Raw genomic sequence first — 24,501 nt, 5'->3', positions numbered from 1 at the left:
GCTCGAGGTCTGACTCCTTTCCCTCTAAACAACAGGGGTGAAAACAACACGCTGCATTTACAAATCCAGCCAAAAAGAGAAGCAGCCAGTTTGGCATGCTTCTCTTTTTGCTACGCGGTCAGCTTTTCCTTTCTGTCAGGAAGAAAGCCAAATACGATTGTAAAAATTGGAGAGAGGTACAAAAAGAACGCAAATGGCAGGTATTGAATGACATCAACACCGAGCGACTGGGCGAAAAATGCTCCGCTGACTCCCCATGGAATGAGCGGATTGACAAGGGTACCCGCATCCTCCAATGTCCGTGACATGTATCTGCCGGGATAATTGAGTTTTTCATAGAGTGCCTTTAAAGACTGCCCGGGTATGAGAATGGACATATACTGTTCCCCGGTTGCAAGATTCACACTTACAGAAGAGGCTGCCGTAGAAGCAATCAGCTGGCCGCGTGTTTTTACCTTTTGGATCAGCCCGTTCATTAAAGCCCGGATTACACCGAGCCTATCCATTAATCCCCCAAGGGCAAATGCAATCATGATCAGAGATACAGACCACATCATCGATTGCAGTCCTCCGCGGTTGAGGATGGATGCAGCCTGCTCATTGCTAATATCAAATTTTGTGCCATTCTGAAGAACACCAAGGAATTGGCCGAACTCCCCGTTACCGGAAAAAATTCCTGTCATCCCTGCCGTAGCGATGCCAAAGATCAAGGTCGGAATAATAGGCTTTCTCATCACAGCCAGTATAATGACCCCAATGGGAGAGAGCAGGGTAAACCAACCGATCGTAACCGTTGAAACGATGGTACGCATAATTTCCTGCATTTCACCTGAACCCGCTGGATTAATTGTCAAAGAGCGGCCCATGATGAAGAAGATGACCACTGTAATCAAAATGGCCGGAATCGTCGTTTTACTCATATGGCGAATATGCTCCACAATGGAAACAGATGCCACACCCGCTGCAAAGTTTGTTGTATCAGACATAGGAGACATTTTATCCCCAAAGCAAGCCCCGCAAATAACGGCTCCTGCTGCCCATTCCAGCGGGATTCCAGAAGCCGCCGCAATCCCCATCAGCGCAACTCCCACCGTACTGACCGTAGTAAAGCTGCTGCCTACCAGAATGGACACAATCATGCAGCAAATCAAGCCGGTTAGTAATAGAAATTGAGGCTCAATAACAGATAGTGAAAAATGAATGACAGTAGGAATGGTACCGCTGAACATCCAGGCCGCAATCAGCATCCCGATGAGAGATAGAATTAAGATTGGCTGGATACCGTTCTGAATTCCGCCGGCAATCCCCTGTTCAAGATCTTTCCACTTAGTGCCTTTAGCTGTCCCGAACAGAGCGAGAAAAACTAAGCAAAGAAAAAGCGGCAAATGAGGTTCAGTTTTTATAAAGAACAGGCACGTAAAAATCGTACCGAGCATACCAGTAAGCAGGATAATAGATGTACTAAATCGAACGCTTTCCCTTTCCATGAAGTCGTGCTCCTTCTTTTTTACTTAAACGCTTTTGTGCTTTTGTGCATAAAAGTATTATAGCAAGCTATCACTATATGTCAATGCCGGGCATGGGGAAAATGCAGGGGAACTGATATGCGCCGATTAGGAGTCAGAAGGCTGGTGCAAGGAGCAGCTGCGATTGAAAAAGTCAGGAAACGGCTCTGAAGGAGGAGTTCTGAGTGTATACCGGCTGGGAAAAATGGTTTCATTATTATCCGGCAACAGCATCGGCCTCCATGATGAACCCCGTGCTTTAAAATGAAAGCTGTTCAGACGCATGAAAAAGAAGCTGACAAGGGGCCAGCTTCTTTTCATTTTCGCTAATTTACTTTGCAATCAGAACCGGAATAACCGATTCATTTGCGACTTTATCGCTCACGCTTGAGGAAATCAGTTTTCTGAATCCGCTGATGTTTCTGTGGCCTACGACAATCAGATCTGCTCCGATTTCTTCTGCATAAGAGATGATCGCATCTGACGGGTTTCCATCTAATACTTTTACTTGACCGGGTATCCGGTTTTCCTGCAGGATTGACTGAACCTCAGCTGTAATTCTGCCTGAACGGTCATTCTGGATATGATTTTCTTCTTCATTTATTGCACTGCGGCTATCAGCCGCAGGGGGAACAGGATAGTTAGTCAGACCATCCCCGCTCATCCGGTTGGCAAAAAAAGGCTGGGTGGACGCTGAAGTCATAGGCGGTTCTGTTTCATTTTCAGACACATGCAGGACGGACAAATCTGCGTTGAGCTGTTTGCTTAAGGCCATTCCTGCTGATAATGCTTCCTTGCTGTCTTCCGTATCATGGAAAGCTACCAGTAAATGCCGAATCGTATTCAACTTCTCCACATCCTCTGTTCGTATTTGTAAAACAATACCCCATTTGGCAATAATTAATCCTTGCTGCGTGACCCCTATGAATGAGCAAAGCGTTTCGTATGATTTATCATTGTGTTTTTTTAAAGGTAATAAGCAAAAAAGCCATACGCCTAATTTCAATAAAGAATGCGGGGATATTATGAAGAAAAAATTTATCGCTAAACTATCAATCGCTGCTGCACTGGCTGTTGTCCTTGCAGGATTAATAGCCCATCAGATGCTGATTGCTTCTGCAGATGTAAGCAAGCTTGAGAAGTCGGTTACGCAGCCGACAGCCATTTATGATCAGGATGGAAAGCTTGCGAGCAAGCTGTCGTCCTCCAAGGTTGAATGGATGGATTACGAAGAAATGCCTAAAAATTTCGAGGAAGCGCTCGTTGCTACTGAAGATCGCGATTATTATAAACATAAGGGAATCGACTATCTGGGTATTGTAAGAGCGGCCTACAAGAACGTTACAGCCGGAGGAGTAGTGGAAGGAGGAAGTACCATTACCCAGCAGCTGGCCAAGAATGCATTTTTATCACAGGATCAAACCTTTACCCGCAAGTTTGATGAATATTTTTTAGCGAAAAAAATTGAGCAGGAGTATTCAAAGGAGAATATTCTTGAGCTATATGCCAATCAGGTTTATTTTGGGGAAGGAGCCTGGGGGCTGAAAAATGCTGCTCAGACATACTTCGGAAAAGCTCCCAAAGACCTGTCTGACAGTGAGTCCGCCATTTTAGTCGGACTGATTAAGGCCCCATCAAATTATTCGCCGGTTAAAAATTATGACAAGGCGATTGAGAGACGCAACGTGGTCCTCGATTTGATGGAAAGCCAGAACTTCTTGACGAAAGATGAAGCTGACCAGGCCCGCGGTGAAGAACTGGTATTAAGAGAAAAATCAACAGATCCATATAAGGGGAAATATCCTTCTTATGTAGATCAAATCATATCAGAAGCCAGCAAGCGCTACGGAATTTCCCAGGAAAAGCTTCTTGCCGGCGGTTATAACATTCACACTGAAATGAATCAGGATATGCAAACGGGACTTGAAGAAATATTCAAGGATGACAGCCTTTTTCCAGAAAGCAGCACAGATCAGCCTGTGCAGGCAGGATCCGTGCTTATTGATCCGAAAACCGGGGGAATTCAGGCGCTGATCGGAGGGAGAGGAGAGCATTCCTTCCGCCAGTTTAACCGCGCAACGCAGTTAAAGCGGCAGCCAGGTTCCATTATGAAGCCAATCGCGGCCTATACTCCCCTCCTGGAAAAAGGGTACTCCCTTCATTCAAAGCTTGCCGATAAAGAAATGGATTTTGGAGATTATTCACCTGAAAATATTGATGGACAGTACAGAGGAGCCGTTTCGGTGTACGAGGCCTTTACACAATCCTATAATGTACCAGCTGTCTATGCGCTCAGCAAGGCGGGCATCAGTTCAGGACTAGATGCGTCTAAGCGGTTTGGCATTCCGGTTACAGCTGAGGACCGTCAGTTTGGTCTTGCACTCGGAGGGCTTCATGAAGGCGTTTCGCCACTGCAAATGGCTGAAGCCTTCTCAGCCTTTCCGAATAAAGGTGTCCGGAATGAATCCCATTCAATTACAAAGATTGTGGATGAAAACGGAAATACCGTTGGGGAATGGAAGGGCGAAAAATCAAGAGCAACAAGCCCTGAAACGGCAGACAAAATTACACAGCTTATGCTTGGCACCGTAAAAGAAGGAACCGGGGAAAATGCAAAAATCGATGGCTTGGAAATGGCAGGAAAGACGGGTTCAACCCAGGATCCGCATGGCGGTGACGGAACGAAGGATCAATGGTTCGCCGGTTATACGCCGAACCTGGCAGGCGCGCTTTGGATCGGCTATGACAAAACAGATTCAGAAAATATCCTGCATACGACAAGCAGTAAAACAGCTGCTCCTTTATATAAAGAAATCATGGAGCGGGCTTTGAAAAATGAGGAAAAGCAAAGCTTTAACCTGCCAGAGTACAAGGAACCTAAGCCTGAAGCTAAAGAGAATAAAGCAGGCAATGAAAAAAGCAAGGATAAAAAAGACAAGGAAAATAAAAAAGACAAGGAAAATAAAAAAGAAGCAGGCAGTGAGAACAAAAATAATGCTGAAGACCGAATAAGAGAAAAAATTAAAGAGGAAAAGAAGAAGATCACGGATCAATTTAAAAATGGATAGAAATCAGCCCTGCCAGCTTTTGCCGGCAGGGTTTTGTAAAATCCAGGCTCTTTTAAATTTGACTGTGATTGCAGCCTGCAGTCTTTCGCTTATGCGTAAATAGACGGCGACAAGCCTCCCCGTGCCGCATTGCGCCGGGTGGACTGACCTTTCCCGCTGCTTTTAGCTTAGAGTCTAAACGCCATCCGCTCCGACCAGCATGTATTAAAAATCAACAGCATGCTTTAACATAGAAGTTCTGTTAAACTTGGCTGCTGATTTCCGCTGCAGGCGCTCGCTTATCCTTGGGCGGGCGGTGAGCCTCCTCCTTGCTTCGCGACTGCGGGGTCTCACCTGTCCCGCTGCGCCCGCATGAGTCTCACGCCTTCCGCTCCAATATCAACAGGTGTGAAGAATCAACACCATGCTTTAACAAAGCCAACATAGAAAAAAACCTGCATGGCAGGTTCTCCTCTTTAAAGCATATTTACGATCCAGGCAATAACAACGATTGCGCCAATAACCATTAGAATAGTACGAAGCATTATGCATTCTCCTTTGACATTTTTTATTAGTATTTGCTTTGCTGAGATGATTATGCCCTTTTAATGAAGCTGGGCCGCAAGTGAACCTGAACCTGTGAATATAGCTGAAAGCTTATTGCTTACCTGATCATATTTATCTTTGTCACAAATGATTTGAAGCTCTTTATCAGATGAGACGGTCAGCAGAAATGCGACAAGAGATGGGAGTTTGGAAACATCGACTTTAGACCTTTCGCTCGCATTGATATATATGTCGGTATTAAGCGTTTTAGCTAGCTGATTCAATTCAATTGCCTGCTCCATTTTTAGTTTGGACCCTAAAATATATGTAGATTTTTCCATTTTAATAACCTCCTGTTAAGAAGCTGATTTAAGTTTGTTTGTTATATTTCATTTACCTCTTTTCAAGAAATCTGAAACTGTCAATCGGAAAAATGGGTATTTAGACCTTTGTGGCGTTAGCCTTGAGACGCAGCCGCATTCATTTAAGGATAGCCTGTAAAGGTCAGCGATGCAGCTGCAGGTATAGTCGTCACTCCAGCAGCTATAGCCCGAACGGCCTTTCTTTTTGAAATTTTTGAATATTGAATTGACAAAAAGCTGTCACAAATGATATCTTTACAAGGACGATAAACAATAATTGGAAGGAGGGACGCGTCATGAAAAGAGATTGCAGAGTTACGCCTGTTTCTGTACGTCTATCAGACGCGGCCTTCCTATAACGTATAAACAGCAATAAATCATTGCTGCTTTTAGTTAAGGCATGGTCTGCGTCAACAGCGCAGTACCATGCCTTTTTTGCTGGTGAAAGGCATATCGCTGCGGTATGCCTTTTTTTGCTTTTTAAGGTCATTGCGGCCTTTAAAAGATGGTCTGATTAGAGCCGCTGTGAATTCTGCAGCCAGTCTAACACTGCCATATAAATAACCGATTCCATTAAGAGGAGGAAATACGATGACCAGAAAAAGAATTGCCAGACTGCTTCTGAATGAAGGAGATCCAGATAGCGGCTAGTTTATGAGCAGAACGAAAGGGAGATGAACAAAGCATGTTTTCAGTTTTAGGAAAATTAAAGTGGTTTTTTAAGAAATACTGGCTTCGCTACACGATCGCGATCATTCTGCTTCAAATCGTAAACGTTATGGAGGTCATTCCGCCGAAGCTTCTTGGGACAGTTATTGATGAAATTAAAGCAGGAACGTTCTCGGCTCAATCATTAATGGTCTACATCGGTTTGTTTCTAGGGCTTGGCATTGTGACGTATACGATGACGTATTTTTGGATGTACAACTTGTTTGGAGGGGCTCAGCTTATCGAAAAGCTCCTCCGATCAAGATTTATGGGGCATCTCATCAGAATGACTCCTCGATTTTATGAGAAAAACCGGACAGGTGACCTGATGGCAAGAGCGACAAACGATTTAAAAGCAGTTTCGATGACAACCGGCTTCGGAATTCTTACTCTGGTTGATTCGAGCTTATTTATGCTGACCATTCTCTTCTCCATGGCGGTGCTGATCAGCTGGAAGCTGACGATCGCAGCCGTTCTGCCCCTTCCCTTAATGGCTGTTGCTATGAATTTGTACGGCAAGAAAATTCATGAACGGTTCATGAATGCGCAGGATTCGTTTGGAGACTTGAATGATAAAGTTCTTGAATCCGTTCAGGGTGTCAGAGTTTTAAGAGCCTTTGTCCAGGAAAAGCAGGATGTGCAGCGGTTTAGCAGCATGACCGATGATGTTTACCGTAAAAATGTGGAGGTAGCGAAGATTGATGCTCTTTTTGATCCAACCATTAAACTGCTTGTCGGGATGAGTTATATGATTGGCCTTGGGTATGGGGCCTATCTTGTTTTTAACCAGGAGCTGACACTCGGAGAACTTGTCTCATTTAATGTATACCTTGGTATGATGATCTGGCCGATGTTTGCCATTGGCGAACTCATTAACATCATGCAGCGCGGGAATGCTTCATTGGATCGTGTAAATGAAACGCTTGCCTATGAAGCGGATGTTAAAAATCATCAGCATCCCATTCAAATTGAAAATCCGGAGACGATTGAATTCCGGAATGTTACATTTCAATATCCATCTTCGGCATCAGAAAACCTTAAAATGCTGTCCTTTAAAGCGGAAAAGGGAGAAACAGTTGGGATTGTCGGAAAGACAGGCAGCGGAAAAACAACCATTATCCGCCAGCTGCTGAGACAATATCCGCTTGGTAACGGGGAAATTCTTATTGGAGGGGTCCCCATTCAGCGGATTCCGATGGAAACTCTGCAAAAATGGATTGGCTATGTTCCTCAGGACCATGTTCTTTTTTCAAGAAGTGTCCGTGAAAATATTCTCTTTGGAAAACCTGATGGGACGGAGGAAGATGTTGAAAAAGCGATTGAATCCGCCTTTTTCCGAAAAGACATCAGCATGCTCCCTGAAGGGCTGAACACCCTTGTGGGAGAGAAGGGCGTTGCCTTGTCAGGAGGCCAGAAGCAAAGGATTTCCATTGCACGGGCGCTCATTGCCGACCCGGAAATATTGATTTTGGATGACTCTCTTTCTGCTGTTGATGCAAAAACAGAATCCGCCATTATTGAAAATATCCGCCGGGAGCGGGCAGGGAAAACGACCTTTATAACGACTCACCGCCTATCAGCAGTTGAGCATGCAGACCGGATTCTGGTTATGAATTCGGGAAGTGTGATTGAAGAGGGGACACATGAGCAGCTGATGAAAAATGACGGCTGGTACAAAACACAATATGAGCGCCAGCAGATAGAGGCGCAAAATGAAGGCGGGGTGGGCGCATGAATACCGGAAAACGTCTAGTTCAATACGCGCTCATTTATAAAAAAACATTGATTGCCGCTCTGCTGATGCTGACGGTTGCTGTCGGTGCGGAGCTTACAGGTCCGATTATTGCAAAGAAGATGATTGATGACCACATTATTGGAATTGAAAAACCCTGGTATGAAACAGAAACGGCGGGGAAAGATTCGGTTTCGTACAAAGGCCGTTTGTATAAGCGGGAAGACCGGTTTAATAAAGGGGAAGAAAAGGGAAGCGAGGTTCGGATTCTGCAGACCGAGCTTAATTATTATTTCATCCCTGAGCCTGTGGAAGGGGATGGAGAAAGAAAAGCGAAGGATGGGAAATTTTATATAACCAGCCGTGAGGGAGAAGCCTCATACCCTGCGGAGAAGCTTAGCAAGGATGAATTGCTTGAATTTTACAAGCCCGAGGTAAACGGGATCATAACTTTAATGGCTCTTTATCTAGGACTGCTCGTATTAGCTTCGTTCTTTAATTACGGACAGAGGTTCTTCTTGCAGGTTACTTCAAACCGGATCATTCAAAAAATGAGACTGGACATCTTCGGGCACATTCAGCGTCTCCCGATAAACTATTTTGATAATCTGCCGGCCGGAAAAGTAGTGGCGAGGGTAACAAACGATACAGAAGCCATCAAAGAGCTTTATGTAGCGGTGCTTGCCACCTTCTTTACAAGCGCTATTTATATTACGGGAATCTTCATTGCACTTTTCCTGCTCGAGATGAAGCTGGCCCTGATCTGTCTTGTTATTCTGCCGATTCTTGTTCTTTGGACGATTACCTACCGTAAATTTTCTTCAGCTTATAACGAAAAAATCCGGACGCTAGTCAGCGATCTTAATGCCATGATCAATGAATCGATTCAAGGCATGACGATCATCCAGGCATTCCGCCGCCAAAAGGAGACGACGAAAGAATTTGAACAGCTGAATGAAGCGCATTTTCATTATCAGAACAAGCTGCTCAGCATCAATTCTCTGTTATCCCATAACATGGTCGGATTTATCCGTAATCTGGCATTTGTGGCCCTTATCTGGTATTTCGGCGGTGCCTCTATTACTCCGGGCTCAATGGTTTCTCTTGGTGTCCTGTACGCGTTTGTTGATTATTTAAACCGGCTTTTCCAGCCTATTTCAGGGATTGTGAACCAGTTTGCCCAGCTTGAGCAGGCGCGTGTCGCCTCAAACAGGGTGTTTAGTTTGCTTGACGAAAAAGGGATTGACGTAGAGGAGGCAAACAACCGGCGCTATAAAGGCAATGTTGTATTCGATCAGGTTTCCTTTGGTTATACGGAGGACCATGATGTGCTGAAAAATATTGATTTTGAAGCAAAGCAGGGTGAAACGGTTGCACTTGTGGGCCATACCGGATCGGGGAAAAGCTCGATCATGAATCTGCTTTTCCGCTTTTATGATGCAAGAACCGGAAAAATTACGATTGATGGAGTCGACATTAAGGATCTGTCACGTCAGGAAGTCAGGAAGCATATGGGAATTGTTCTCCAGGATCCATTTTTATTTTCCGGTTCCATTGCTTCGAATGTAAGTCTGGAGAATGAAGATATTTCAAGAGAGCAAATTGAGAAGGCTTTAAAGGATGTAGGAGCTGAGAATCTTTTGAACAACTTGCCGAACGGCTTTGATGAGCCGGTGATTGAGAAGGGCAGCACTCTTTCATCGGGGCAGCGCCAGCTCATTTCTTTTGCCCGTGCACTTGCCTATGATCCGGCCATTCTCATTTTGGATGAAGCGACTGCAAGCATTGACACAGAAACGGAAACGGTCATTCAGGAAGCATTGGAAGTGCTGAAAAAAGGACGAACGACCTTTATCATCGCTCATCGCTTGTCTACAATCAAGAATGCCGACCAAATACTTGTATTGGAGCGCGGAGAGGTCGTGGAAAAGGGAAGTCATGATGACTTGATGAAGCTTGAAGGGAAATATTTTCAAATGTATAAGCTGCAGCATGGGAAGCAAACCACGGGCAGCAGCCTGGCAGGATAGGAAAAAGACAAGAGAAAACCCGGGAAAGCTGCAAAAGCATTCCCGGGTTTTTATGTATGGTGTCAATAACAACTGAAGCATGACTTTGCATTCAAGACAGTCTGTTTCAGGCTAAGCCGGCCACCTGCCTGAAACGTAAGAGCACTTACTAAAACTAGTACGCCAAGCCTGCACGTTTCCTGATAAAGCTGGGATTTTGCCATTCTTTAAAAACAAAATCGGCTGTATCCTGAACAGAGATGGAGGTGCCGCCTTCAGGAAGAAATTCAGCTTCACAGCGGTACGATCCAGTCAATTTCCCGTCAGGAAGATAGGTTGGACAAGCAATGGTCCAATTTAATTCGGTTCGCAGCAGCATTTCATAGACCTTTGCATGCTCTTCCGCCGCTCTCGTTGAGCGCCTTTTTGATTCGTCTGATTGGTAGCGGTAAAGGGAAGGATTTGATCTGGCCTTCAGTATACCCGCTGTCCCGACGGTGATGATCCTTTTTATGCCGGCATGGGACGCTGCATCGATAATAGTAAACAAACCAGCAGATAAAGTGTCATCCCCATCCGTGTTTAAACAGCTGATTATGCTGCTGCATCCTTTAACCGACTCTTTAACCGCCTCCGGATTTCGGACATTTCCTTTAATGATTTCTGCAGACCCTGTATAAATATGCTTCTCAGGTGTTCTTACCAGGGCTCTAACAGGCTGTCCATTTTGAGCGAATATCCGGACAAGCTCCTGCCCCACTCTGCCTGTACTTCCAAAAACAGCTGTCTTCATTTTTGATCACTTCCTTTACTCCTAATGGTAACGCAGAGATGGGGGTAAGGAAAATAAAGATGCGTTCTAAAAGCCAAAACGAGCTGCTTGAATCTTAACCAGAACTCCCTATTCCATGAGAGGCTGCAATTTATGAGAAGCTCTCTAGGAGTTGCCCTAGGTACGGATTGTCCGGATAGTATCAAGCTGTCCCGTGTCATTGACCTGCTTTCGGTTTCATATAGCTTAAAAGGCAAAGACGGTATACCAAGTCTGTTTCCTGGATGAAATACAGCGATAAAAATCCAAGCAGACCCCAATCAAGCTGGGCATACATGAGTTCAACCCCTCCATTAAATTGTTTATACCATTATATGGAGGGGTGATTTGTTTCGCTCCGGCCAAAATAAAAGAAGAGAGATGCGTGAAGCATCTCCCTTCGAATCCAAAGTATTTAATTAGCGAGCTCCGCCGAAAGACTGTTGAGCCATTTGTACTAGACGTTTTGTGATTTCTCCGCCTACAGAACCGTTAGCGCGAGCAGTAGTTTCTGCTCCAAGGTTTACACCAAACTCAGTAGCGATCTCATATTTCATTTGATCAATAGCTTGTTGTGCACCAGGTACTACTAGTTGGTTTGAGCTGTTGTTGTTTGCCATGTTTTTCAACTCCTATGCGTAAAATTTTGGTTGGGCCAGCTGGACTTGCACCAGCCGGAGAATCAGCATGTGAACCTCCTGCCACTATCGGCTGCCCCATTGCGTCTGCTACATTACGTATTATGTTTCAGCGATGAAATTTTCATCCAGTCTGGGAGTTGGTAAATAAATGTATAAACCTTTGGGGTTCACATATTTGAAGAGGAGAAGAGAAAAATACAGGGAGAACGCATGGAAAAGGAGTTTGAGTGAAATGAGGATTTGTCCCCTGTGCAATGGGCTGGAGGAGAAAGAGCCGCTTTGCAGAAACTGCCGCACAATCATGAAGGATCATGGAAGAACGGCAGATTACCTCGACGATTACAGTGCTTACATGGAGATTGACACGATGAAGCTGTTTGACGGAGATGTTACCTCTCTGGAAAACCATTTATGTGTCCACCTGTTTTTCTGTCCTGTTTGCCTGCATGAGGAAACTCAGGGAATACAGGAATGAAATAGATTTCGTATATACGGTAAAAACCCAAGAAACGCTTATCCTGAAAGCGTTTCTTGGGTATCTTAATCATTTTTTTGGGGTTCGGAGAGAACTCCAGTAAATGTTTTTAGGCAAGTTCCGCCTTGGTCTGCTCGCTTGCAGGGCGAATTCGGAGTTCAGTATCTTTATCGAAGAAGTGAACTTTGTTCATATCAAACGCCAATGCAAGTGTTTGACCTGGGTCAATATCGGTACGGGAATCAACGCGAGCGATAAATTCCTGTCCGCCCACTTGAGAGTATAGCATGGTTTCTGCACCCATAAGTTCAGACACTTCAATTTTTGCATCAATTTTTGATCCGGAAGATGCGTCAACAAATACCGGCTCATCATGGATGTCTTCAGGACGGATCCCCATGGTGATCTCTTTGCCGATATAGCCTTGCTCGCGAAGGAACTTCATTTTCCCCTCTGGAACTGCCACTTTTTCGCTTGTCATTTCGAAGAATCCGTCCGTAAGTTTCCCTGTAAGGAAGTTCATGGCAGGAGATCCGATAAATCCGCCGACAAATACGTTTTCAGGCTTTTCGTATACTTCTTTAGGTGCTCCAACCTGCTGGATCAGCCCATCTTTCATAACGACAAGGCGAGTTGCCATTGTCATTGCTTCTGTCTGGTCATGCGTTACATAAATAGTCGTTGTCTGAAGGCGCTGATGAAGCTTGGAGATCTCTGCGCGCATTTGTACACGAAGCTTTGCATCCAAGTTGGAAAGCGGCTCATCCATTAAGAATACCTTTGCGTCACGCACGATTGCACGGCCTAATGCAACACGCTGGCGCTGACCGCCGGAAAGCGCTTTTGGCTTCCTGTCAAGGTATTGATCAAGTCCGAGGATTTTCGCTGCTTCTTTAACGCGGCGGTCAATCTCGTCCTTCGGAAATTTACGGAGCTTAAGGCCGAACGCCATGTTATCGTATACATTCATATGCGGATAAAGGGCGTAGTTTTGGAATACCATGGCAATATCACGGTCTTTAGGAGCCACATCATTCATGCGTTTGCCATCAATGACAAAATCCCCTTTGGAGATTTCTTCAAGCCCTGCGATCATCCGAAGCGTCGTCGATTTTCCACAGCCTGAAGGGCCAACGAATACGATAAATTCTTTATCTTTAATGTGAAGGTTAAAGTCGCTGACTGCTGTTACTTTATTGTCATAAATTTTGTGAATGGAATCCAATACTAATTCTGCCATGTTTTTTTCCTCCCAGTGTGATTGCATGTAATTAAATGAAAGCGTTTTTATATCTGCTTTCATTTTAGAAAATGGAAGGGAATGCGTAAATAGACAAGTTGCACAAAAAAATGAAAGGGCTTTCGTGCACGTTGCCTATTTGACCGGAGAGAGAGGATTTTCCATGTAAAGGATCAGCAGATAAACCGCAAGTGCATTAGCGAAGTATTTTACATCAATGCCGGTTCTCTCGATAAAACGGTCAATACGGTATTGCAGGCTGTTGCGGTGCATGTATAAAGCCTTAGAGGCAGATGATACATTCAAATTGCTTGAGAAAAATACCTTCAGCGTAGAAATCAGTTCATCCTCTTTGAGTGTATCAAGGAGCCGGTCAGAAATGGCGTTTCGAAGAAGGGGATAGCGGTTTCCTGTAAGAAAAAGAGGACAGGCCTCGTAAAAGGTTGCGGCCCTGCCCTTTGAGGAACTGCTATAGAGCTCATTAAAAATTTCTCTTTCTGCGAGAAACTTATCTTTCAGACGTTCATTGCTGTCATGAATCTGCCCGATAAAAAAAGCGGGCTCTATATAAAGATCACTAAGCAGGGAGGAGGAGAGGGCTGTAATGGATTCCATATCCATCAGACCTGAAGGTGCCTTTTCCACAATAACCGCTGCCTGGCTGGTTAGCCAGACAATGGGCGCTTCCTCCATAAAACCATTTACTGCTTCGCCAAAGGACCCTTTATCGTCCATACTGTCACTAAATTCAGCATATATAAAACGGACAGGAAGCGTGTCCGGCGGGAGCGGATGCTCTTTTCCTGTTAAATAGTTGTACCAGGCTTTTTCGGTAACACTCCCGCCGCTAAAAGGGATGCAACCGCTGATCTCATTGGCGAATAAGGCTACAAGAAGCTGTTCTTCTTTTTCAGAGAGCCTTGATTTTTGAATCCCGAAACGTTCCCCGCTGCTTGTCTGGAACCATTTATAGTGATCTTTTCTGTCCGGATCAAACCCGGTGATGAAATCTTCCCCGTAGTATAACTGCAATTGCTGAAGCATGGCTTTACTCCTTCATTGAATTGGTTCTTTTATTATACCAGTCAAAAAGAAATGAATAAAAGCGGATCATTCTCACTCGTACACATGGAAAAGCATGAGCTCATGGATCTGTGACAGCAAGTGCTCTTCCTGGTCACCTGGCGGCAGGACTGTTCCCCACTCTACCTGTCCATTTTTATGATAAATGCCATCGTAATGAGTTCCTTTAAAATAGAAGGATATCTTCCAGCCCGGCAAATTTGTTTGCTTGAAAAGCGGTTTCCACTGAAAATGCTGTACCATGACAATCACTCCTTTTTGCAGTCTTACTTAAGGAATACGGCAAAAAATGAAAAAACCCTTCTGCCAAAAAGTGGTCAAAAAGGGCGTTTTTCAGCAAGATGGATAAACAAACGGGCGAGATGGGAAATTCTGTATGATTCAATATGATGCTCGTCAAACTTCATCGGCTTGGAATTTACTTCATAGATATATAAATTGCCATGCCGATCAAGACCGGCATCAATTGAGAATTCTCCAATCAGGCCATAACGGGCAGCCAGTGCTTTTCCTGCGGTTTCGGCAATTAGATGAAGCTGAGCCTTATCCACTCTTTTTTCAATCAAATCAAAAGGAACGATTGTGCCTCCCGCTGGCACATGGGTGGTGAGATTTTGTCTGCTGGATACCCTGACCCCTGTTCCTGCCAAAACGTGGGTTTCCCCGTTAAACAGTCCAAGCAGGCGGAGATCATATTTCCTCCCATCAAGTAAATCAGAATCAATCGCCTGCTGAACAAGGACAGGGAAGTCCGAGATTTGCCTCCAGATCAAAGCATATTCCGTTTGATAAGGAGGGTCATCTATGGTTTCAGCAAGGACGCTTTGCCCGAACAGTGCCGTAAGCTTGATAATCCCTTTCCCTTTGCACTGATGGACAGGCTTTAAATAAATCTGTCCGAGCCTTTCTGTCCACTCTTTTATGTCCTCAAGCCTTTCCGCCATAGCCGTGATCGGCAAAAACCGGCGCAGAAGGGGAATCCCGTTAAGAGTCTGAAAGACTTCCCACTTGTTAAAAAAACCGGGGTTAAAAATTGTCCCCCGTTTTTCCTGGAGTGATTTGAGGCAATCGGCAGCGTTTTGTTCTGCTGCTCTGGTAGGGATGCGGTTGTATATAACATCCGGCAGCGGAGCTTTGATGACCCTCCATTGGTGCTTCTCAGCAAAAAAACTGTAACCTTCCGCGTATTTTTCTTTTATCCCTTCCGGAGTTAGAACGTAACAAAGCCCTCCAAGACGCGAGACTTCTCCAATCAGTTTTTTAAAATACCGTTCACTGCCGAGAAAGGACCGCTTCTTTTTGCCGGGTGATGTCAGGATGGCAATCCTCGGCTGGATGGCTGTCATTGGACGATGTCCTCAGGGGATTCAATCGATTTTCTCATTAAAAACATGGCGTAATCCAGAAATTGCCTTCTTGTCAGCAAATCCCCGTCCTTTAGCTTTGGATGGGAAAAGATCGATCGTCCCGGTTTGGAATTTGCTTCAAACAGCCATATTTTCCCTTGATGATCCAGACCTAAATCAAAGCCGATTTCTCCAATAAATCCGGATATCTCCCGATCAATACAGCGGCTGAGCAGGATCGATGCCTCCGTCAGATCATTCAGAACCCGGATGCGGTTCTGTGGATCATCGAAAAGCTCTTCAAGCGTCTTAACAATGCCTCCGCTGTTTAAATGGGTGGTCACACTGCCGCGGCCGGCAACCTTGGCAGCAATTGCTGTTACATTCCATTCACCTTCTGCGTTTTTGTTTGTGTGCACTCTGAAATCGATTGCCTGCTGCTCTTGGCGGATAAGATCGATTCCTTGCTGCGCAAGATAGGTTTCCAGTGTTCTCTCTTTAAAAGCATGCTTAAAAAAATGTTCGAGTGAGGGAAATCGCTTCAGTTTATTTTGAAAAGCTTCATCCCGGTATTTGCAGGTGTAGCATTCCCTTTTTCTGTCATACATGAGCTGAAATACACCAAGTCCAAGGCTGCCGTTTGAAGGTTTAAGGTAAATGCTTCTATAGGAGCTGAGCATCTGCTCCAGCTGCTCAAGAGACGGTCCAAGAACCGTTTCCGGCAAAAACCCTTTAGCTTCCGGAATGCTGGAAAGTGTTTGATGGATATCCCATTTATTGAAAAAGCCCGGATTGAACCAGGGAATTCCATACTCTTCTATGAGACGGCGTTTAACAAGCTTCAAAGCCTGGTGATTTTCGACTTTTCGGTTTGGCAGGCGGTCATACACGACGTTCGGGAAAGGCAATTCAAGCTCGCTCCATCCTTTTTGGCCGTATGTAAAGCCTCTAACCGTGCCGCTTTCCCAATTAATGTGATGAGCTCCAAAAACCACCGTATACATCCCGGCTGTTTGATCCATGCTCATCATTTTTGCAAAAAACAACGAACGTTCCCCTATTGGCCTCAGCAGGGAATCTGTAAACCCAGCTGTAAATATGCCAATCAGCGGACCGAGGTACAAGATGCCGTCATGGATGAGAATCCGTGTTTTCCCCGCAAATGGGAGCTTAAGTTTTTCTGCAAGTGCCGGATGCAGGCCGATGCTGTTATCATCATTCTCTTTAAATTCTGATGTGCAGGGAAGGCAGAATGTTCCAAACGCTGCATGGGTTACATCCTGAAAGACATCATGGCCCGAAGGAAATAGAAACTCAGGTCCGCTGTCATCCTTATCAAGTAAGTAAAGCGAATACATATCCGGCATAAAGGGATTCAAACTCCTTTCATCTAGTACGAGTAATAGTGGTACATCAAATCGGGTTTGCTTTGCTCCTGTCAGTCTGCATCAAATACTTGCAATAAGCGAGGGGAGCCTCGAACAGACTGTTCCTTTTTTCAGGGATGGTTTGCATAATCAGCTGTCTTCCGGGTTTTGAATTTACATCAAGAATCCAGATGGATCCGTCTCTCGAATAGCCGATATCAATACCGAGCTCAAATAATGGGGAGAAGGCTGCTTCAAGTGCTGGAGGCATCTCCTTCAGAATGGTGGCAAGGTCATCCTGGAAAAGAAAAGCTTGGCGGCGGGACAATCTGGACAGCCAATCCTCATAGGAAATGCTCTCTCCTCCGCTGCCGAGATTGGATATAAAAGATCCTTGATATCCTTTCCGGATTCCACGTCCGCGTTCTGTCCACATTCCTTTATCATCCTTTTGCATCAGAATCCTTATATCAAAAGGATACCGGTTCCGGTCTGAAAGGGGAAGGAGAGGCTGAACCATATAGGCAGAAGCGGCTTGTTTTAAAAATAAATCCATCCATTTTTCAAAGTCTTCAATCGAAGGAAAGGTCTTACTTTTCTTATGAACCCCGCTGTGATAAACAGCTTCAAGCGATTTGCCGCTTAACGTTAGAGCAATAATTCCGCGGCCCTGTGAACCGTAAACCGGTTTAAGCATGCACTGTCTTTCTCTTAACAAAAGCGGAAGAACATCCTTGGCTGTATGCAGCAGGGAAGTCTCCGGCAGATAAAAAGATAAGGTGGAGTCTTTTTTAATCGCTTCATAAACTGACCATTTATCGGGCAGCCCCTTTCCTAAAAAAATGGTGTCAGGCCTGTTTTTCAGCCATTCTGCTATAGGACGGGACTTGGAGGAGCGTGAGTCCTTGCTGTAAAAACACCGGTCATAAATAAAAGCCGGCAGGGACTGAAGAGTGGGGCTCCATCCTTCGTTCCCATATAAAAAGCCTTTGACAAGCACGGTGCCTGGCTGGATATCTGCTGGACAAAACCGGAAAACATTTAAACCATAGGCCTCGGCTCTTTTAGCAATTTCTGTCGAATACGATTTCTCAGCATCGTGGTGAAGCGTCATAAACCCTAATGTTTTTTCCACTCCCATTACACCCCGCTTTGCATACTTAAATAAAATCCATAATCCGCTACTGCTTTAGCGGATGGCCTAACCTTTACGTTCCCCGTTACATATTCTGAGCTTTTAGAAGGTTTAGAGTTAATTTCAATCATCCAAAGCCTGCCGTCCTCATCCAACGTTAAATCAATTCCGAGCTCACCATAGCAGCCCGCTGCTGCTCGCTCCACAGCAAGACAAATTTCAATAGACAGCTCGGAAAGCATATGCCGCAGACTACGTCCTTTTCTTTCACCATATAGTTCATTCAGTATTTTTATGACGGAATAAGCAGCGCCTCCTTGATAGAGGTTTGAAACGAACGAGTTCTCAGAGGATACCCTCGCTGTCATGGAGGTCACTGCCCAGTTGTGTCCGCCTTTTTTGTGGCAAAGCATACGGAAATCCATCGGCTTATTGCGGTAGTGAATGATCCTGATGGTTTCCTGGAGCATATATGGCTCTCTGGATAGCCGGGGATGCATATGCCTGAATAATTCTTCGGTTTCGTTGAATGCGGATGGGGGACCAATTGATGAAGTGTCATCAAGTAAATAGCCGCTGTCCGTCTCCTTGATACGGAAGATTTTTTTCCCCTGGCTTCCATAAATCGGTTTGATGAAGAAATCCGCGTACAATTTGATGTACTCTTCGTAGTCTCTCTTTGAACCTAGTTTCCTGGAAGCTGGAATATAAGGCATGAGGACCGGATCGGCCTCCAGCCATTCATGAACCTCCCATTTGTTTAAAAAGCGTGAATTAAAATAAGAAATTCCGAGCTGATCAAATTCTGCGGCCGCTGCGGTGAATAAAAGATTTTGCTCCGTCCTCCGCTCATGCAGCCGGTTGTGAACCGCAGAGGGAAGCGGAACCGGAGCACGCTGCCATGTTTCATCATGGTAAATCCAGCCCTTTAATGGTTTCCCATTCCAGTCGTTTAAAGAAAAAAGATAAAAAAGTCCCCCTTTTTCCTTACAATAGGCCGCAAGCTCCTTACAATATTCCTCCATATTTCCAAGAGCTATTTTTCCGTCAGATGCCTTTATTCCCGTAAGGACAGCAAAAACAGGGCCGAGTGAAATGCTCTCTTGATTCATGCTTGCATGAAGCGACTTGCCGCTGAAGAGGATATCCGGCAATGAGGACGCGTCCAGAATGCTCTTGGACAGGGACAGAAAAATACTCTTATCATTTATAATTACGACCCGGACGGCCACACTATTCCTTCCAATCAGCAGGGAGGTTTGCCGCGGATAGGAAGACCATCCTGATTTTTGAAGAAGTCCTGTGCTGATTTGAATAGATGGAAACGGGTCATCATGGAGAAAAATATCGGTTTTTATCGAATTCATCACAATCCCTCATTTGCCGAATGGCTTAACTAGAACTATAATTTGTTCTAGGCATATGTCCGTATAAGCAGTTTATGGATTAAAGGAAAAGTATGTGAAGATATGGAGTGTTGAAATGAATGTATTGCTGACGTTTATCTTAATGATTGCCATTGGAGCTGCAATTGGCGGCATCACTAACCACCTTGCAATAAAGATGCTGTTCAGACCCTATAACCCCGTTTATCTTTTCGGGAAGAGACTGCCGTTCACACCTGGCCTTATCCCGAAGCGAAGAGATCAAATGGCAGAACAGATGGGCAAAATGGTAATTGAGCATCTTTTGACAGCCGAAGGGCTTAAAAAGAAAATGACCGAATCTGCATTCGGACAAGCCCTTGAGAAGTGGGCTGAAAATACAGTGTTTGATTGGATGGAAAAAGAACAGACGCTGCTTGCCGTACTGGAAAAGGCAGGGGTCAATCAGGCAGATGAAAAAACTGAAAAACTGGTCATCTCGATCATTGATGAAAAGTGGAGAAAGTTTCAGGAAGAAAATCAGGATAAAACCCTGTCAGAGCTTATGCCGCCCGCGCTTGAGGAAAAGCTCGATGCAAAGGCAAAAGAAGTGGCCCGCTATATTGTGCTTTCAGGCATTGCATATTTTGAAAGCTACGAGGGGCGGAACAGAATCCGGAATATGATTGATGATTTCCTTGCAGAACGGGGCCGCCTCGGCAGCATGATTCAAATGTTTACCGGAAACATGAACTTAACGGATCTTGTTCAGCCCGAGCTTCTTAAGTTCTTGAAAAATGGGGAAACCGAAGCATTTATAGGCGACCTGATTACGAGCGAATGGGAGAAGGCTAAAAAGCTTACGTTTAAACAAGTGAAAGCAAAGCTGAATGTTGATGAAGCAGCTGCAGATATGAAAAACCGTGCCATTCAGGCACTGGGAATCAGAGAAATTTATGGGAAGTCGGTCTATGAAATAACCGCTCCCTATCATCAAACCATCCGGGAATCATTGATTCCAAACATAGTCTCGATAGCAATAGGAGGCATTACCGGGAACATGGACAGCCTCTTGAAACAGATGAACCTGGAACAGATCGTCAAGGAGCAGGTTGATACGTTCTCCACTAAGAGGCTCGAGGAAATGGTTCTCTCGATTACGAGCAGCGAATTGAAAATGATTACTTACTTGGGTGCCCTGCTCGGAGGAATGATTGGCGTCGTTCAAGCAGTCATCGCAACAATGCAGGGATAGAAGACGGGTTCATCTATGAAAAACAAAAGCATTTCTGTTATAGTTGGAAGGGGTCCGAAACATGGACCGAAATTGAAGGAGGGCGATCACATGTCAACGAACCTATACAATGAGGCCAATGGTCTCGAAAAAGCGCTGCGTGAAAGCACAGAATATCAAGAGCTGAGAGCGCTGTATGATCAGGTGAACGCAGACGAAGCTGCTAAAAATATGTTCGATAACTTCCGGGACATCCAGCTTAAGCTTCAGCAAAAGCAAATGGCCGGGGAGGAAATCTCACAGGAAGAAGTCGATCAGGCTCAAAAGTCGGTTGCACTTGTTCAACAGAACCCGACCATCGCCAAACTGATGGAAGCCGAGCAGCGCATGAGCATGATCATCGCCGAACTGAATAAAATCATCATGAAACCGCTGGAAGAACTATACGGCGCGGTGGAATAGGGATAATGAAACCGCCTTTTAAGGCGGTTTTTTATTTTGGCCTCACTCCACAGTCCCCGCTGAACCCCTGCAGCCAGTTTTTAAAGTTTTGAACGAAAAGTTAAAAATCCATATTTTATTGCCGGAAAACTTCAACAACGATCCCCTTTAAATATAAAAAATTTGAATTTCCAGTCTTTTTAGATAGTTTACTTGACTTATCGGAATTATCAACTTTAAAATGAATGTATAGATTGTTCCGCATGTCCCATCCAAAAAAAACATAAATTGGATAGGAGAAAGGATTTCTATAGAGACAGGAAGGGGTAAAAAATGAACATATTCTGGTTTTTTCCGACTGCAGGAGACGGCCATTACTTAGGAACAAAGGTGGGAGAAAGGAAAAGCGGCATAGCGTATTTGAAGCAGATTGCCAGTGCGCTTGACAGCCTTGGATACGATGGGGCACTGCTGCCTACAGGAGCAAACTGTGAGGATTCGTGGGTAACCGCTTCCTATCTTTCATCCGTTACTGACAAATTAAAATTCCTGATTGCGCTTAGACCCGGATTGATGTCTCCGACTCTTTCCGCAAGAATGGCTGCTACATTTGATCGTTTTTCCGGAGGGCGCCTGTTATTAAATGTCGTAACAGGAGGCGACCCTGCGGAACAAGCAGGATTCGGAAGCTACCATAGCCATGACGAACGATATGAAGTTACCGATGAATTTTTAGATATTTGGAGACAGGTTATGGAAGGAAAACGGGTAAATTACAATGGGAAGCATCTGGATGTTACGGGTGCAGCCATTCCGGAGCCTCCTGTTCAGACTCCATACCCGCCGCTTTACTTTGGCGGTTCTTCCCCGGCCGGAAAAGCGGTTGGAGCAAAGCATGCAGATGTCTATTTGCTATGGGGACAGCCGCCTTCCCAAATTAAAGAAAAAATTGAAGAAATGAAGGAGAGGGCGGCTGCGGAAGGAAGAACGCTTACCTTCGGAATCCGCCTTCATGCGATCGTCAGGGAAACGGAAAAGGAAGCCTGGGAGGCTGCGGAGCGGCTCATCAGTCATGTGGATGAGGAAGTAATCCGGACGTTTGCGGAACGGCACGGCACTTTTGATTCTGCTGCCCAAACCACTCAATCCTCTCTTCACGGCGGTTCGAAAATCCGTTCAGATCTTGAAATCTCACCAAACCTCTGGGCAGGAATCGGGCTGGCTCGTGAAGGGGCAGGAACTGCCATTGTCGGGGATGCTGATATCGTGACGGAACGGTTAAGAGAATACGAAGAAGCGGGTGTCGATACCTTTATTTTGTCAGGCTATCCGCACCTTGAAGAAGCATACCGTTTTGCAGAGCTCGTTTTTCCTAAGCTGAAATCTCATTTAGCTGTGAATTGAGGTTTCTGCTTATAAGATTCTCTTGTGAAGCCGCTTTTAGTAAGGTTAAGCGGCTTTTTTGCTTTGATTTAAGTGTTTAGGTAAAAAAATGTGAGGTGTCCGGGCTAAGAACTTGATGGTTTGTTAAAACACCTTGCTTTGTGGCCGTATTATGAGTAACTGAAAGAGGTTACCGGCCGGAATTACAGTGTATCTGCCTGGATGTTCATTTTATTGTCCGTACTCAATGAGATATTGTCCGTACTTTCATTTTATTGTCCGTACTTATAAAGATATTGTCCGTACTTTCAATATATTGTCCGAAATTCAGATATAAAGACTTTTCGATATCATTCGACACAATTTTTTTCGTAGAACCTGATCCCAATTCGAAAAAACTAAAAAAACCTATCCACCGGAGGAAGGCTGTCAAAACTGGACCGTCTGAAAAAGAGAAACACATTCCCCCTCCTGCTAAGAAGTTTTAGGAAAAACTTAGAGCCTGAAAAGAGAACGCTTTTCCTTACCGGAATACCATACAATAGAAAAAGCTTCAGACACCCAGTCGAGAGCATAGCCAAAGCGTGTCCGGGCCTTAAATTTTGAATCCGCTGCGTGTACAAGGCCGAAGAAAATCCGTAAATCCAAAGAGAAAGATTCAATCCGCTCTTGCTAAATTTGAAAACGCTTGCCATAATACATGTAAGTGCTTTCTTACTAACATTATTAAAATAATTAATTTTCTGGAAGTTGGTCAGGTTAATAGCAGGGGGTGAACGGATGACGAGTCATCTCGTTGGAAGCTTTCAATTAATGAAATCGCTTAACAAATCTTTAATTCTCAACACTATCCGTTCTACTGGCGGTATATCGAGGGCAGAAATTGCAAAGAAAACAAAGCTGACACCTCCTACAGTAACGAATATTGCCAATGAGCTGCTGCGGGCCGGGCTGGTAGTTGAAGGGAAGCAAGGACCTTCGAGCGGGGGGAGAAAACCGATTATTTTGAAAATTAATTCCCGTTCTTTCTTTGTTGCCGGAGTAGATGTAGGTGTAAGTAAGATTCGCTTCGCGATAACGGATCTTGAAGCGAAAATTGTCCTCCAGAGCACCGTTCCCATTCACCACTCCATGACGGAAGAAGCTTTAGTAGGCATGATGATCTCCGAACTTAGAAAACTAATAAAAGAGGCAGAGATTTCTAACGATAAACTGATTGGCATCGGGATCGGCATGCATGGAATTGTGAATGCCTCTAAAGGTGTGGCCCTCTTTGCACCGAATCTTCACCTTAAAAATATTCCCCTGAAGCAGCGGCTGGAGGAAGAATTTCAAACTCTGGTAAAAGTTGAAAATGATGCCCGGGCCATGGCGCTTGGGGAATCCTGGTTCGGCAACGGGGCAGGGGCGGAGGATCTGATCTGTGTAAATGTGGGCTACGGCATCGGTGCAGGAATACTCATGAATAACAAATTATTCAGGGGGCGGCACGGGCTTGCTGGAGAAATCGGACATACGGCTGCAGATTTAAATGGACCGAAATGCACGTGCGGAAATTACGGATGTCTTCAAACGTTAGCCGCACATGATGGTTTAAAGCGGGCAGCTATGAGAGAGATTTCGTTTGGCAGAAAAACGCTGATCACTGAGTTGATAAAAGGAGATGAAAACCAGATAAGCGGAGAGCTGCTTTACAGAGCAGCTTTACAGGGAGATGAACTGGCGATTGAAATTTTCAGGAATGCCGGACGGTATCTTGGAACCGCTATCACCAATCTGATTCACATCATGAATCCTTCCAAAATTATTATCGGCGGAGGGATTTCAAAGGCGGGCCATTTTATTATGGATCCGATCAGAGAAGTGGTGAAGCAGCGGGCGCTTAATGATGATGCAAAGGAAACAGTGATTGTGGAATCAGGTCTTGGTGATCATGCGGCCCTTATTGGCTCAGTTACACTCATTCTGGCTGAGATGTTTTCTATTCATTATGAGAACCGGAAAGAGATTTTATAAGGTTTATAGATATAAGGGGTGAGGTTCCTCCTTTGAGATGGAGCAGGCGGGATTCG

General features: G+C 44.9%; 21 protein-coding genes. 9 read left to right on the top strand and 12 right to left on the bottom strand.

Features of this window, described 5'->3' with window-relative positions:
* Positions 1–110: 110 nt before the first annotated feature.
* The gene (nhaC, locus tag ACQCVE_RS13415) at positions 111–1,487 is read right to left on the bottom strand and encodes a Na+/H+ antiporter NhaC (protein WP_426846106.1); all 1,377 of its coding nucleotides are present in this window, start codon (positions 1,485–1,487) and stop codon (positions 111–113) included.
* A 163-nt stretch (positions 1,488–1,650) separates the two neighbouring features.
* Between nhaC and ACQCVE_RS13410 the strand changes: the two genes are divergently transcribed.
* Complete coding sequence (locus tag ACQCVE_RS13410; RefSeq protein ID WP_426846104.1) at positions 1,651–1,773, top strand: hypothetical protein; 123 nt, start codon at positions 1,651–1,653, stop codon at positions 1,771–1,773.
* A 63-nt stretch (positions 1,774–1,836) separates the two neighbouring features.
* On the opposite strand, the gene ACQCVE_RS13405 is transcribed toward ACQCVE_RS13410, so the two are convergent.
* Positions 1,837–2,352 (bottom strand): universal stress protein, encoded by a 516-nt coding sequence (locus tag ACQCVE_RS13405; RefSeq protein WP_426846102.1) that lies wholly within the window; start codon positions 2,350–2,352, stop codon positions 1,837–1,839.
* A gap of 178 nt (positions 2,353–2,530) precedes the next feature.
* Between ACQCVE_RS13405 and ACQCVE_RS13400 the strand changes: the two genes are divergently transcribed.
* On the top strand, positions 2,531–4,573 hold the full coding sequence (locus ACQCVE_RS13400; protein WP_426863109.1) for a transglycosylase domain-containing protein: 2,043 nt from the start codon (positions 2,531–2,533) through the stop codon (positions 4,571–4,573).
* Positions 4,574–5,157: 584 nt separating this feature from the next.
* Here ACQCVE_RS13400 and ACQCVE_RS13395 read toward each other — a convergent pair.
* Complete coding sequence (locus ACQCVE_RS13395; protein ID WP_426846098.1) at positions 5,158–5,439, bottom strand: hypothetical protein; 282 nt, start codon at positions 5,437–5,439, stop codon at positions 5,158–5,160.
* Between the two features lie 706 nt (positions 5,440–6,145).
* Between ACQCVE_RS13395 and ACQCVE_RS13390 the strand changes: the two genes are divergently transcribed.
* A complete protein-coding gene (locus tag ACQCVE_RS13390; RefSeq protein ID WP_426863108.1) occupies positions 6,146–7,903 on the top strand; it encodes an ABC transporter ATP-binding protein in 1,758 nt (585 codons plus the stop codon).
* Positions 7,900–9,930 (top strand): ABC transporter ATP-binding protein, encoded by a 2,031-nt coding sequence (locus ACQCVE_RS13385; RefSeq protein ID WP_426863107.1) that lies wholly within the window; start codon positions 7,900–7,902, stop codon positions 9,928–9,930. Before ACQCVE_RS13390 ends, ACQCVE_RS13385 begins: the two co-directional genes overlap by 4 nt.
* A 154-nt stretch (positions 9,931–10,084) precedes the next feature.
* Here the strand turns inward: ACQCVE_RS13385 and ACQCVE_RS13380 are convergent, their stop codons facing one another.
* Complete coding sequence (locus ACQCVE_RS13380; protein ID WP_426863106.1) at positions 10,085–10,702, bottom strand: NAD(P)-dependent oxidoreductase; 618 nt, start codon at positions 10,700–10,702, stop codon at positions 10,085–10,087.
* Positions 10,703–11,139: 437 nt separating this feature from the next.
* Positions 11,140–11,340 (bottom strand): small, acid-soluble spore protein, alpha/beta type, encoded by a 201-nt coding sequence (locus tag ACQCVE_RS13375; protein WP_426846089.1) that lies wholly within the window; start codon positions 11,338–11,340, stop codon positions 11,140–11,142.
* 253 nt (positions 11,341–11,593) lie between these two features.
* On the opposite strand from ACQCVE_RS13375, the gene ACQCVE_RS13370 reads away from it, so the two are divergent.
* Complete coding sequence (locus tag ACQCVE_RS13370) at positions 11,594–11,836, top strand: hypothetical protein (protein WP_426863105.1); 243 nt, start codon at positions 11,594–11,596, stop codon at positions 11,834–11,836.
* Between the two features lie 109 nt (positions 11,837–11,945).
* Here the strand turns inward: ACQCVE_RS13370 and ACQCVE_RS13365 are convergent, their stop codons facing one another.
* The 7 genes from ACQCVE_RS13365 to ACQCVE_RS13335 form a co-directional block, all read right to left on the bottom strand.
* Entirely contained in the window at positions 11,946–13,076 is a 1,131-nt protein-coding gene (locus tag ACQCVE_RS13365; protein ID WP_426846085.1) for an ABC transporter ATP-binding protein, read from the bottom strand.
* A 135-nt stretch (positions 13,077–13,211) separates the two neighbouring features.
* Entirely contained in the window at positions 13,212–14,120 is a 909-nt protein-coding gene (locus tag ACQCVE_RS13360; RefSeq protein ID WP_426846083.1) for a helix-turn-helix domain-containing protein, read from the bottom strand.
* Between the two features lie 72 nt (positions 14,121–14,192).
* On the bottom strand, positions 14,193–14,402 hold the full coding sequence (locus ACQCVE_RS13355) for a YheE family protein (protein WP_426846081.1): 210 nt from the start codon (positions 14,400–14,402) through the stop codon (positions 14,193–14,195).
* Positions 14,403–14,476: 74 nt separating this feature from the next.
* Entirely contained in the window at positions 14,477–15,505 is a 1,029-nt protein-coding gene (locus tag ACQCVE_RS13350) for a YheC/YheD family protein (RefSeq protein WP_426846079.1), read from the bottom strand.
* The gene (locus ACQCVE_RS13345; RefSeq protein WP_426846077.1) at positions 15,502–16,872 is read right to left on the bottom strand and encodes a YheC/YheD family protein; all 1,371 of its coding nucleotides are present in this window, start codon (positions 16,870–16,872) and stop codon (positions 15,502–15,504) included. Before ACQCVE_RS13345 ends, ACQCVE_RS13350 begins: the two co-directional genes overlap by 4 nt.
* A 46-nt stretch (positions 16,873–16,918) precedes the next feature.
* Positions 16,919–18,007: a YheC/YheD family protein gene (locus tag ACQCVE_RS13340; protein WP_426846075.1), complete on the bottom strand. Its 1,089-nt coding sequence runs from the start codon at positions 18,005–18,007 to the stop codon at positions 16,919–16,921.
* Between the two features lie 5 nt (positions 18,008–18,012).
* Positions 18,013–19,374: a YheC/YheD family protein gene (locus ACQCVE_RS13335; protein ID WP_426846073.1), complete on the bottom strand. Its 1,362-nt coding sequence runs from the start codon at positions 19,372–19,374 to the stop codon at positions 18,013–18,015.
* A gap of 115 nt (positions 19,375–19,489) precedes the next feature.
* Here ACQCVE_RS13335 and ACQCVE_RS13330 point away from each other — a divergent pair, with 115 nt between their 5' ends.
* The 4 genes from ACQCVE_RS13330 to ACQCVE_RS13315 all read left to right on the top strand — a co-directional run bounded on the left by ACQCVE_RS13330 (position 19,490) and on the right by ACQCVE_RS13315 (position 24,445).
* A complete protein-coding gene (locus ACQCVE_RS13330) occupies positions 19,490–20,626 on the top strand; it encodes a DUF445 domain-containing protein (RefSeq protein ID WP_426846071.1) in 1,137 nt (378 codons plus the stop codon).
* A 90-nt stretch (positions 20,627–20,716) separates the two neighbouring features.
* Positions 20,717–21,067 carry a YlbF family regulator gene (locus ACQCVE_RS13325; RefSeq protein ID WP_426846069.1) on the top strand — a complete coding sequence of 117 codons (351 nt, stop codon included), beginning with the start codon at positions 20,717–20,719 and terminating at the stop codon, positions 21,065–21,067.
* A 312-nt stretch (positions 21,068–21,379) separates the two neighbouring features.
* Positions 21,380–22,450: an FMNH2-dependent alkanesulfonate monooxygenase gene (gene ssuD, locus ACQCVE_RS13320; RefSeq protein WP_426863104.1), complete on the top strand. Its 1,071-nt coding sequence runs from the start codon at positions 21,380–21,382 to the stop codon at positions 22,448–22,450.
* A 759-nt stretch (positions 22,451–23,209) separates the two neighbouring features.
* Positions 23,210–24,445 carry an ROK family transcriptional regulator gene (locus ACQCVE_RS13315; RefSeq protein ID WP_426846063.1) on the top strand — a complete coding sequence of 412 codons (1,236 nt, stop codon included), beginning with the start codon at positions 23,210–23,212 and terminating at the stop codon, positions 24,443–24,445.
* Positions 24,446–24,501 lie beyond the last annotated feature (56 nt).

It is taken from the genome of Metabacillus sp. 113a (assembly GCF_050107635.1).
Taxonomy (GTDB): domain Bacteria; phylum Bacillota; class Bacilli; order Bacillales; family Bacillaceae; genus Metabacillus_B.
The sequence above is the reverse complement of the archived record's forward strand: the minus strand, read 5'-3'. Positions and strand labels throughout refer to the sequence as shown.

What these genes read in the sequence shown, in the direction of transcription:
- nhaC (WP_426846106.1), bottom strand. Translation starts at nt 1,487, where the DNA reads ATGGAAAGGGAAAGCGTTCGATTTAGTACATCTATTATCCTGCTTACT.
- ACQCVE_RS13400 (WP_426863109.1), top strand. Translation starts at nt 2,531, where the DNA reads ATGAAGAAAAAATTTATCGCTAAACTATCAATCGCTGCTGCACTGGCT.
- ACQCVE_RS13395 (WP_426846098.1), bottom strand. Translation starts at nt 5,439, where the DNA reads ATGGAAAAATCTACATATATTTTAGGGTCCAAACTAAAAATGGAGCAG.
- ACQCVE_RS13390 (WP_426863108.1), top strand. Translation starts at nt 6,146, where the DNA reads ATGTTTTCAGTTTTAGGAAAATTAAAGTGGTTTTTTAAGAAATACTGG.
- ACQCVE_RS13385 (WP_426863107.1), top strand. Translation starts at nt 7,900, where the DNA reads ATGAATACCGGAAAACGTCTAGTTCAATACGCGCTCATTTATAAAAAA.
- ACQCVE_RS13380 (WP_426863106.1), bottom strand. Translation starts at nt 10,702, where the DNA reads ATGAAGACAGCTGTTTTTGGAAGTACAGGCAGAGTGGGGCAGGAGCTT.
- ACQCVE_RS13375 (WP_426846089.1), bottom strand. Translation starts at nt 11,340, where the DNA reads ATGGCAAACAACAACAGCTCAAACCAACTAGTAGTACCTGGTGCACAA.
- ACQCVE_RS13370 (WP_426863105.1), top strand. Translation starts at nt 11,594, where the DNA reads ATGAGGATTTGTCCCCTGTGCAATGGGCTGGAGGAGAAAGAGCCGCTT.
- ACQCVE_RS13365 (WP_426846085.1), bottom strand. Translation starts at nt 13,076, where the DNA reads ATGGCAGAATTAGTATTGGATTCCATTCACAAAATTTATGACAATAAA.
- ACQCVE_RS13360 (WP_426846083.1), bottom strand. Translation starts at nt 14,120, where the DNA reads ATGCTTCAGCAATTGCAGTTATACTACGGGGAAGATTTCATCACCGGG.
- ACQCVE_RS13355 (WP_426846081.1), bottom strand. Translation starts at nt 14,402, where the DNA reads ATGGTACAGCATTTTCAGTGGAAACCGCTTTTCAAGCAAACAAATTTG.
- ACQCVE_RS13350 (WP_426846079.1), bottom strand. Translation starts at nt 15,505, where the DNA reads ATGACAGCCATCCAGCCGAGGATTGCCATCCTGACATCACCCGGCAAA.
- ACQCVE_RS13345 (WP_426846077.1), bottom strand. Translation starts at nt 16,872, where the DNA reads ATGCCGGATATGTATTCGCTTTACTTACTTGATAAGGATGACAGCGGA.
- ACQCVE_RS13335 (WP_426846073.1), bottom strand. Translation starts at nt 19,374, where the DNA reads ATGAATTCGATAAAAACCGATATTTTTCTCCATGATGACCCGTTTCCA.
- ACQCVE_RS13330 (WP_426846071.1), top strand. Translation starts at nt 19,490, where the DNA reads ATGAATGTATTGCTGACGTTTATCTTAATGATTGCCATTGGAGCTGCA.
- ACQCVE_RS13325 (WP_426846069.1), top strand. Translation starts at nt 20,717, where the DNA reads ATGTCAACGAACCTATACAATGAGGCCAATGGTCTCGAAAAAGCGCTG.
- ssuD (WP_426863104.1), top strand. Translation starts at nt 21,380, where the DNA reads ATGAACATATTCTGGTTTTTTCCGACTGCAGGAGACGGCCATTACTTA.
- ACQCVE_RS13315 (WP_426846063.1), top strand. Translation starts at nt 23,210, where the DNA reads ATGACGAGTCATCTCGTTGGAAGCTTTCAATTAATGAAATCGCTTAAC.